This is a genomic window from Pseudoalteromonas sp. Isolate6 (assembly GCF_022398435.1).
Taxonomy (GTDB): domain Bacteria; phylum Pseudomonadota; class Gammaproteobacteria; order Enterobacterales; family Alteromonadaceae; genus Pseudoalteromonas; species Pseudoalteromonas galatheae.
This window is the reverse complement of record NZ_JAKEVK010000183.1, coordinates 1-9,722: the sequence shown is the minus strand read 5'-3', so window position 1 is coordinate 9,722 and position 9,722 is coordinate 1. Positions and strand designations below refer to the sequence as shown.

The 9,722-nt window shown below is 48.1% G+C and carries 9 protein-coding genes and 1 pseudogene; all 10 read left to right on the top strand.

Annotated features, from left to right (window positions below; all coding sequences use genetic code 11):
* The coding region (locus L1D50_RS18435) for a hypothetical protein (RefSeq protein WP_239966563.1) at positions 1–334 on the top strand (334 nt) is incomplete at its 5' end.
* 129 nt (positions 335–463) lie between these two features.
* Positions 464–1,573, top strand: coding sequence for a phage protease (locus L1D50_RS18430; RefSeq protein WP_239966562.1), 1,110 nt, complete (start codon positions 464–466; stop codon positions 1,571–1,573).
* Positions 1,573–2,487 (top strand): Mu-like prophage major head subunit gpT family protein, encoded by a 915-nt coding sequence (locus L1D50_RS18425; RefSeq protein ID WP_095729138.1) that lies wholly within the window; start codon positions 1,573–1,575, stop codon positions 2,485–2,487. Before L1D50_RS18430 ends, L1D50_RS18425 begins: the two co-directional genes overlap by 1 nt.
* 63 nt (positions 2,488–2,550) lie before the next feature.
* Entirely contained in the window at positions 2,551–3,033 is a 483-nt protein-coding gene (locus L1D50_RS18420) for an HI1506-related protein (protein ID WP_239966561.1), read from the top strand.
* Between the two features lie 3 nt (positions 3,034–3,036).
* The gene (locus L1D50_RS18415; protein ID WP_239966560.1) at positions 3,037–3,465 is read left to right on the top strand and encodes a phage protein Gp36 family protein; all 429 of its coding nucleotides are present in this window, start codon (positions 3,037–3,039) and stop codon (positions 3,463–3,465) included.
* Positions 3,465–3,881, top strand: coding sequence for a hypothetical protein (locus L1D50_RS18410; RefSeq protein ID WP_239966559.1), 417 nt, complete (start codon positions 3,465–3,467; stop codon positions 3,879–3,881). Before L1D50_RS18415 ends, L1D50_RS18410 begins: the two co-directional genes overlap by 1 nt.
* Positions 3,881–4,633: a hypothetical protein gene (locus L1D50_RS18405; RefSeq protein ID WP_095729134.1), complete on the top strand. Its 753-nt coding sequence runs from the start codon at positions 3,881–3,883 to the stop codon at positions 4,631–4,633. The genes L1D50_RS18410 and L1D50_RS18405 overlap by 1 nt, the downstream gene beginning before the upstream one ends.
* Before the next feature lie 72 nt (positions 4,634–4,705).
* On the top strand, positions 4,706–8,446 hold the full coding sequence (locus tag L1D50_RS18400) for a tape measure protein (RefSeq protein WP_239966558.1): 3,741 nt from the start codon (positions 4,706–4,708) through the stop codon (positions 8,444–8,446).
* Positions 8,443–8,802: a hypothetical protein gene (locus L1D50_RS18395; RefSeq protein ID WP_239966557.1), complete on the top strand. Its 360-nt coding sequence runs from the start codon at positions 8,443–8,445 to the stop codon at positions 8,800–8,802. Before L1D50_RS18400 ends, L1D50_RS18395 begins: the two co-directional genes overlap by 4 nt.
* A gap of 2 nt (positions 8,803–8,804) precedes the next feature.
* Positions 8,805–9,722, top strand: a pseudogene (locus L1D50_RS18390) (hypothetical protein); the annotation flags it as partial.

The window sequence follows — 9,722 nt, the reverse complement described above, 5'->3', positions numbered from 1 at the left end:
TTTGAAATTTGGCTTGAATTTCAAACAATCAAGAGACTTAAGTCTACTCAAAGAAACAATCATTTCTATAAAAAGCAATACAAAAACATATTGTGATAAACGCTATCAAAATTGGGTTTTAGGGGTACTAGATTTTCATGAAAAAGAAATCGAAAAGCTGGAAAGTTTACTGGGACAAAGATTGGATTTTTTAAATAGAGAAATACAGTATAAAAACATACTATTTCATCGGTGGTACTCAAAAGTTATTTTTGCCTTAGTTGCTATCCAAGTTATCTTGGCTTTTTACTCTGCCGAGATTGATTGGAGCTTTATTACCGAACATCTGAATTAGCTTAGACGTTTATTACATAATCAAAAAGTTACCGACAGTTAACGAAGTATTTTTTTTAATCCAGTTTAAAATACACTCCGATCCCAAAACCACATACTGGCACCAAGACAAACGTTTTAGTGCCAGAGTATGCCAAACACCACAACACAAAATATTGGCTTAGCCATATGTAATTTAGCTACTTTGCCTAATGAGCAAGGTGTCAGTGAGCGCGTATTGATTATCCCTGATGGGGAGTTTCAAAGCGCCGACGGCCGACCCTTTGATGTACCTAGCCGTAAGTGGCTCATGGATGCCACTGCATTTGACTCACTTTCACTTGCTGCAACTACCCGCACTAAAGACTTTTTGTTTGATTACGACCACCAAACTTTGCACAAAGAAAAAAATGGTCAGCCCGCACCCGCGTCAGGCTGGTTTAAGCCTGATGCGCTGGAATATGTGCCTGGTGAAGGCGTTTATGCCAGAAGCGTTGAATGGACTAAAAATGCGTATGCCGCGTTAACCGCGAAAGAATACCGTTATGTCAGCCCTGTTTTTCTTTACGACAAGCAAACAGGTCGCCCCCTTGTACTACTCCATGTTGCTTTAACCAATGACCCAGCCTTAACGGGGCTTGATGAAGTGGCAGTTTTGAACTCCCAGTACCTATTAAACAACACAGGAACCAACCCAATGAACGAAGCCCAGCAACTCCTCGCTGCGCTTGGCATTACCGTGGACGGTGATGTTACCAGCGAGCATATCGAAAAAGGCAAAGCGGCCATTACCGAGCTGAAAAGCAAGGCCGACGGCGCAGAAGGTAAAGACAAGCAAATTGCTGCCTTGAACACACAAATTCAACAAGCCACGTCGAATACTAAAGTGGACTTAACCAAGTTTGTGCCAGTTGATGTACACAACGCACTACGTGGCGAACTGGCCGCACTCAATAGCCAGCACCAAGGCGTGACTATTGAAACCGCTATTGATAAAGCCAAAGCTGAGGGCCGCGTGATTGCTGCCGAGATTGATTACCTCAAGCAACTTGGTGAGCAAAGCGGACTTGCCGCCCTCAATGCGGTGTTAGATAGCCGCCAACCTATTGCAGCGCTATACGCTCAGCAGTCCAAACCAACCCCAACACCATCGCAGGACAAAACGGGCGTTGCCGCTTTGTCTGCCGAAGATAAATACGCGGCTGACCAACTGGGTATTAGCCACAAAGATTACGCAGCACTGAAAGAGGAAGACCAGTAATGGCGATTATTACTCCTGCATTATTAACCAGCCTACAAACGGGCTTTAAAAAGAACTTCCAAGATGGTCTTGGTGAAGCACAGCCGCAATATACCGAAATAGCAACGGTGATCAGCTCCAACACTAAGTCAAATACATATGGTTGGCTCGGTAAGTTCCCTGCACTTAAAAAGTGGGTTGGAGAGCGTCAGCTTGAATCCATGAAAGCCCACGGCTACACGATTGTGAATGAAGATTTTGAAGGCACAGTCAGCGTTGACCGCAACGACATTGAAGATGATGAGCTAGGCGTATATGCGCCACTTATGCAAGAAATGGGACGCTCAGCGGGCATTCACCCGGATGAAGTGTGCTGGCCGCTGCTTAGAGCGGGCTTTACCACGCTTTGCTATGACGGCCAAAATTATTTTGATACTGACCACCCTGTTTACGAAAAAGCAGACGGTACTGGCGCAGTTGAAAGCGTTGCCAACATGGCTGAAGACGGCACTTATACAGGGCCAATTTGGTATGTGATTGATGGCTCGAAAGTCATTAAGCCAATCATATTCCAAGAGCGGAAGAAGCCCGTTTTTGTCAGTATGACCAAAGTCGATGACGAAGCCGTGTTCACCAAAAAGCTATTCCGTTACGGCGTAGATTGTCGTGATGCCGCTGGCTTTAGTTTCTGGCAATTGGCCTTTGCAAACAAACGCGCACTGAATGCAGACAACCTGTGGGACGCAATTAAAAAGATGCGTACTTTTAAAGCTGACGGTGGCCGCAAGCTTGGTATTCGCCCGACTAAATTGGTCGTGCCACCAGAGCTTGAAGATGTCGCAACCAAACTGCTTGAGCGCGAAATCGAAAACAACACATCTAATGAACTCAAAGGCCGCTTGAAGCTCTGCGTAGCGGACTACTTAGACGCCTAATTCACCCGTAAGTTAATCGCTCTGGTGAGTTACACACCAGAGCTTCTAGAGAGAACCTATGAAATGGAAAAGACTCAGATTGCTAGCGCCATTGGTTTGGCTTTTATCAAGATCCATAACTCACAACCCACGGGCTATAGGCGAGCGAGGATCACTTTGCAAAGTGGTGAAAACAACATCCCCGCAGAAAAAATCTCTATTGAACAACTGGAGAATTTGGAAAAAGATCCACGCCTTGCGGTGTCGCGCATTGCTCAAGCGAGTGAAGATACAACAGCGACACCAAACATGGAGCCAGGAAGTATTTGTACCAGTGTAGAGGGCGTTGAAATTGACCTTGCAGGTGTTGATCCAGATCTGCACCCATTCATTGGTGTAATGGCCATTGAGCAGTTCACTAAAAAGCCTTCGGTCGAGCAGCTAACCATTTCAATCAGTGATGATGAAAATGGTGAGCCAGTCACTGGTGAACTAAAGCCAACTGCTGCTCAGCGTGATGCTGCATGGCAGGTTTACCAATCTGCCCTAAAGAACGTGGAGCAATAAGCCATGACCTACGCTGCCGCTGAAGACATGCAAAACCGCTTTAACCACCAAGACTTGGTGCTGCTTACTGAACGTGAACACAGCACACTAGGTGAAGTGGATATGGCTGTGCTCACGCAAGCCCTTGAAGATGCAACAGCTGAGATTAACGCCTACTTATCTGGCCGTTACATGCTGCCACTTAACATTGTACCCACGGCATTGGTGCGCATTTGTTGTGATATTGCCCGCTACTTTTTAAGCGGCGATAACGCGCCGGAGCATATTCACCAACGCTACATGGATGCAGTGAAGTTTTTAAAAGCGGTGAATGCAGGCACAGTGTCGCTGGGTATCGATAGTCAAGGTGATAAAGCGGAGACTAACGACACCGCCGTGATGGAATCAGCAGGCAGCGTATTTGCTCGCAACAAAGCCAAAGGGTTCATCTGATGTTTGAAATTAAAGATGACTTTTTAGCAGCGGGCCAACTGTTAGAAACAGCCTTAAGTGCAGTGCCTGGCATACGCCACGTTAAGGCGCTCGACGATCTAGCAGAGATAGACAAAACCAATCATACCCCGGCCTTGTTTTATCTCTACTACGGCGAGCAGCTAGCAGAAACCGCGCACGCTGGAGCAAACACCCAGTTAAAACAAACTTGGCTTGTCATCTTAGCTGAGCGAAAAGGCAGCAAGGCGGCTGGCAAAAACATTGCCGCTACCATTCGTGCCCTTGCCGGAAAAATGACTGGCGATGCTGGCCCTTGGCAGCGCGTTAACACCCCAATCAAACCAAGATACACAAGCGGCCATGCGTTTTACCCGCTGGCCGTTACCTGTCAAATGAGAATGAGAGGAAACCGATAATGAGTGACGGTTACTTAATTGCTGGCAATGTCTTTGTTCAGCGCCTTAATGCCAATGGCCAGCCTGATGGCGGCGTGATTGGCCCAATCAATACCACAAAATTAGCCATAAAAACTGAGGCTGAATCCAAAGTACGAACATCGAATAAAAAGGCGGACTATGGCCAAGCGTTAGACGATGTACGCATTGCTAAACCCACCACCGTCAGCTGGGCATTTGATGACCAACCAGCAGAGCTGGTTGCATTAGCTTTGATGGGTGAAGTTGCAACCATTAACGATGCCAGTGGGCAGTTGACGGACAAGCCCGTCACTTTACCTGCGGATCATAAGTGGGTGGAGCTTGGCCATAAAAACTTTGCTGAAGTTGGAATGGACGTAAAGCAAGGGGCAACCCCGTTGACGCTGCACACTGATTATGAAGTCAATTTTGCGCTGGGGCTGATCCGAGCATTACCAGGTGGTGCTGTAGAGAGCGGCGGCGCAGTGACATTTACTGGCCAATACAACGCCCGCAGTGGCAAACGCATCAAAGGTGGATTGAAATCGCAATCACGACTGCGCCTATTTGGTGAGGGTGAGAACCTAGCCAACGGTAAACAGGTGGAGTTTGATATTTACGACGTTTCAATGTCACCCACCTCAGAGCTGGACTTGGCAAGTACTGAATACGTTGGTGCTGAGCTGGAGGGTACGGCCAAGGTCAAGGCCGGAAAAGATGCCCCATTTGTTGTAGACGAAATAAGCGCATAACCCTCACTTTTCCCGTTGGGGCCTCGGCCCCTTTTTACTATTTCAAACCTCTTTTCAAACTGAGTAAATGGCATGGCAGATAAAACACTCCAACTCGCATTGCGGATTGTGGCTGAAGCCACTGGCAAGCAAAACCTTGAACAGTTAGTTGCTGAGCTGCGCCGTATTGAGCAAAGCGCAGATGATGCTGCACCTGCCACAGACCAACTCGGCCAGAATTTAGATGAGACGGCTCAAGCTGCAAAGCAAACGAGTAAGCAATCAACTGAACTTGCCGATGACTTAGCGTCGTCAACCACTGCAAGCGCTAAGCTGGGTGAATCGCTCAGAGACGTCGCAAATAAAGCGAAAACCACGGCGAGCAATACGCAAGCACTAAACGATGATTTAAACCAGGTCGGCACTGCTACAGCGAACGCCAGCCAAAAAGCAGGCGTGCTCGCGGATGTAATAGACGACCTTGGCAACCAGCAGGAACTTATCCGCGCTTTTGAGCGTTCCAAACGAGAGCTTGAAGAACAAGAAATTGCCACGGCTGCTGCCGCGCACGCACTCGACCAATTACAAAAACAAGCACAAGACACCAGTAAGCCATTTGTTGAACTTGCCCGAGGCATTGACCTTGCAGAGCGAGACTTGCAGCAAATGCGGGCTGAGCTGACGCAACAAACCACCAAACACAATGCACTGCAACAAGAGCTAAAGCGAACTGGTCTCGATACCAACAACTTAAGCATTGCCAAACGCAACTTGGCTGGACGCTTTAACCAGGCAGGTAAAGCCGTTGATGGATATACACAAGACCTAAAGCAAGGCAGTGCTGCCCAACAAGCACATGCAGAAAGCCTGGGTAACGTCGCAAGCCAAATCGCAGCGGTTGCTGCTGCCTACTTTGGGTTAGACCAAGTTGGCCAAGCCGTGCGCTCCGTGTTTGAAACGGGCGATAAGTTTGAAAAGCTCGGCGTTCAGATGAATGGTCTCATGGGCAGCATTGCCCAAGGTGAAAAGGCCAGCGCCTGGATAACTGAATTTACTAAAAATACGCCACTACAAATGGGTGAAGTATCACAAGCATTTGTGAAATTGAAGGCATTTGGCCTCGACCCAATGGACGGCACGCTGCAATCTATTACTGACAGCGCTTTAAAGCTCGGTGGTAGTTATCAGGAAGTTGAAGGGATAAGTCTCGCACTTGGCCAAGCCTGGGCTAAACAGAAACTGCAAGGTGAAGAGATTTTGCAGCTAGTTGAACGTGGTATTCCTGTATGGGATATGCTGCAAACGGTCACGGGTAAGAACGTCCAGGAACTACAAAAGTTAAGTAGCGCAGGCCAGCTAGGCCGTGACGTTATCAAACAGCTGATTGACGAAATGGGCAGAACCAGCACAGGCAGTGCGGCTGCACAAATGGCACTATTTAGCGGCCAGGTATCTAACGCAAAAGATAATCTGGAGCAGTTTTATAACCTCATTGCTAAGTCTGGTGCGATGGATTGGCTCAAGGGCCAAATTGGCGAACTAAACAAAGAGTTCGCAGCAATGGCAGCTGATGGCCGATTGCAAGAATGGGCGCAGTCAATCAGCGACACCATTGTGGCAACCGGCACAGCTATCAAAGACACCATCACTACGCTGTATGAATACCGTGAGGAGATAGGATTTGTAGCCAAAGCGTGGCTTGCGCTTAAAATCGGCTCTTATTTTAGTAGTGTTGTGGCAGGTGCAGTGAGTGCCACCCGGGCATTTGTTACCTATAGAGCCGCCATAACCGCAGCGACAACAGCCACCAATGCTGCGACCGTTGCTGCAAATCGCTGGCGTAATGTGGCAGGTGTGATTGCCCGTGGCGGTGTTTATTTAGCGCTCACCAATGAGGTTATTAACCTAGTTGGTGAGTACGGGAAGTTAAAACTAGCAGAAGCGGATGTCGCGGAAAGTCAGCGCAATGCTGAGTTACAAGCTGCCAAGCTAAAAGGCGAGTTTGAAGTTATCAGTGCAACCACTGGCATAGTGGTAACAAACCTAAAAGAGCTAGAGGCAGCCGTGGCTGCTGGCACGCTGGTCATGAATGAAACCACCGGAGCATACGAAAACGCAGCACGTAAAGCGGAAGCACTCGCTGAAGCCACACGCATTGCCGCTGAAGAAGAGCGCAAGCGCCAAGAGCTACTTAGGCTCACAATTCCAGAGGCATTACGTGTAATAGAAACTTTAGAGCAACAGGCGCAAAACCTAAATGGTGTGCGCGCTGGTGTTGATGGTTTTATCCAATCCATTGAGTCTGCACGTACTGCACTCGCTGGCGCAGGCGCTGAGTATAGCCAGCAGTTAGTATTACTGGACTCATTGAAAGCTAAGTTTGAAAGCCACAACGAATCATTAGCGCGCCAAGCATATCTCGCAGGTGATGTAAAAAAAGCCTATAAAGAACTGGGCATAACCAGCGCCGACGCACTCACTCAAACGGCGACTAAATTACAAGGAGCGTTTGAACTACTCCAACAAAGCAATGAGCCAGTTGCGATGCAGCAACAAGCCTTTTTGAAGTGGGCGCAGGCTGCAATTGAAGCTGCTAGCGCCACAGACCAAACTGTGCCAGCATCGGTTCAGGCAGCTGCGGCCGCACTGGGTTTAACTGCTGAATTGGATAAACTAGTTAACGCTGCTAACAAGCTCAAGCCTGCCACAGACATTAATAGCGATGCAGTAAACCGTTTTGCTACGGCTTTGGATAAAACCAAAGCTGCAATGGAAAATCACAAGAGAATACTTGATAGCTCCACTGCAAGCGCTGAGCAAAAGCGAAAGGCGCAAGCTGCCCTTAACCATCAAACAGGTTTGGTTATAGAGCAAGAATCTGACCTAGCTCGCGTACGAGAGCTAGAAACCAAAAGCTTGCGGCAGTTAAGTCTTGAGCAGCGCAAACTTGAGCAAGAACTTGCCCAAGTTAATCAACAATACCAAGTTGGTGCGTTGTCAGCTGAAGACTACCAACACAAAAAAGATCGCGTTAGCCAAATATTGTCTGTGGTAAACAACTTGCTCGGTGATTTTAAGAATGCTCAGGATGCAGCAACGGATGCAACCAAGCGAGGAACCCGGGCAACTGAAGATGCGACAAAAGCCAATGAGCGCTCCTTAAAAAGCCTACGCGAGCAAAAAGAAGAGTTAGAGCGTGTAAGCCAAAGCGCCAACCGTGCTGCAACCAGCATGAGTAACTATCAAAACCGTAACCGCCCAACGGTTGAGCAGATAGTGGACTATCAGGAAAAGCACGAAACAGGGAGAGGTGCGGCATATCGATTTGAAAGTGCAGAGGTAATTGCAGAGCGCGCCCGTCGCGAGCGCGAGAAAATGCAGCAGCAACAATACGCGCAGTTTGAGCGTGCGATTAACGCATCCACATCAACATCAGAGCTGTCCAAAATTTATGACCGGATATTTAAACAGCTCGTTTATATCGATGGCGAACAAAAGCGCGCATTGCGAGATTTAATTGACCGCCAGCGTGAATCACTCAAGCAAGTTGCCAGTGCCAAACGCAATCCCACACGCTCAAACACAATCACACCGCGTGAAAACACTGAGTATTACAGCTCAAGCCCCGTACCGACTAGGCCAAACAATAGCTCGCCGCTGAGCGATGCCGTTAATGGCAAACTCGATAAATTGCTAACCCTACTGACAGGCCAGCAATCCGGTAAACGCATTGTGCTGGAACTCAAACTGCCCAGTGGTAACACCGCCGAGCTGTACACCACCATTCGAGACCAACTATTAGACGAACTCGAACAATTGAGTAACGCCCAATGATAGTAATTAACGCCATAGCGCTACCACATGCCGTGTGGACAGATGAGCACGATTATCAAGCCGTTGCCGAGCAAACGGAACTCGCCATTAACGGCGCGCCCCATATTGAAAAAACGCTGCTACCTGGTCGGCCTATCACAATTGAGAGCGTGCTGGAGACTGCGAGTAGCTACATCGCGCTATTTGACCAAAGCCGAACCATGCTAACCGCGTTTGATATATCGATACGTGGCACGGTATACACCGTGGTTTGGGACCACAGTCAAAAGCCCTGTACAGGCAGTGCCGTTAGTTATTACTCAGATGCTCAGCCTGACTATTTTGAAAACATAACGCTTAGATTAAAAGTGGTATAAAGATGCTAAGAAGTCATTTAAAGATATTCAAACCCCAGCGGCTCGGCAGCGCCCCCAATGCAGGCGGCCATCGCACCAACAACGCGGTGATTAGCGGAAAGCTAAATGATGTGTTTAGCTCAATCAGCGACGTAGACCATGCGCGCAGCGCCTTTGATTTGGTCAAGCTTTACCCTGCGGTAGGAAGCGATGATGCAACAAAACTATCGGATGCACATGTATTCATAGCCGACCAACCAGAAGACCCGCTGGTCAGCACGCTATTGGTTGAGTCTCCAGATTTACGCGACGACTCGCTGCTTGAAGATATGTTGGAGCTTATGACTGCAAGCGCGACCAAGTACCACGGGTTGAGTCATTTAACATCGCCATATCAAAGCGGCGAACTGCACCTAAGAGTGCGAGACTTGCAGCGCTCCTTAGCGCCAAGTGTCACTCGCACTCAGTCTAAACAAGGACTGAGACCACAGCTGGACAGTGATAGCGATGTAACGGGCTATCGATACAAAACGATTGAGTCATTTGGCAACCTCACTGAGTTTAGTATTGATATCCCAGACTTATTGCTTGATTACACGAGAGTTGTTGTGCGCGAGCATTCGTGGTTTTCTCTGTGGCGGCAGCACACCATCAACGGCACGGTGGTATCAGGGGAAGCGTACGAAGGAAGATATTTGCCTAGCGGTTACTTTCTTTGGATCTACTACTTATCAAAGCTGGATTTTAGATTTCACTCTTTTAGCTCAAGTCAGAACATCACATTAGGCGCGACAGAAACCATTGTTAAAGGGACGGTTAAGCTAAAAAAATCCGGCTCTAGCCAAATAATCACGGATGATGGTAGTGGTCGATTTATCCATTCTGGCTACATTATCGCGACGATTGATTATGATACAGGCGTAATTACTGAGTTAGAGCCA

Excerpts from the sequence above, each read along its gene's own strand:
- L1D50_RS18405 (WP_095729134.1), top strand. The coding sequence starts at position 3,881 with ATGAGTGACGGTTACTTAATTGCTGGCAATGTCTTTGTTCAGCGCCTT.
- L1D50_RS18410 (WP_239966559.1), top strand. The coding sequence starts at position 3,465 with ATGTTTGAAATTAAAGATGACTTTTTAGCAGCGGGCCAACTGTTAGAA.
- L1D50_RS18415 (WP_239966560.1), top strand. The coding sequence starts at position 3,037 with ATGACCTACGCTGCCGCTGAAGACATGCAAAACCGCTTTAACCACCAA.
- L1D50_RS18420 (WP_239966561.1), top strand. The coding sequence starts at position 2,551 with ATGGAAAAGACTCAGATTGCTAGCGCCATTGGTTTGGCTTTTATCAAG.
- L1D50_RS18395 (WP_239966557.1), top strand. The coding sequence starts at position 8,443 with ATGATAGTAATTAACGCCATAGCGCTACCACATGCCGTGTGGACAGAT.
- L1D50_RS18425 (WP_095729138.1), top strand. The coding sequence starts at position 1,573 with ATGGCGATTATTACTCCTGCATTATTAACCAGCCTACAAACGGGCTTT.
- L1D50_RS18400 (WP_239966558.1), top strand. The coding sequence starts at position 4,706 with ATGGCAGATAAAACACTCCAACTCGCATTGCGGATTGTGGCTGAAGCC.
- L1D50_RS18430 (WP_239966562.1), top strand. The coding sequence starts at position 464 with ATGCCAAACACCACAACACAAAATATTGGCTTAGCCATATGTAATTTA.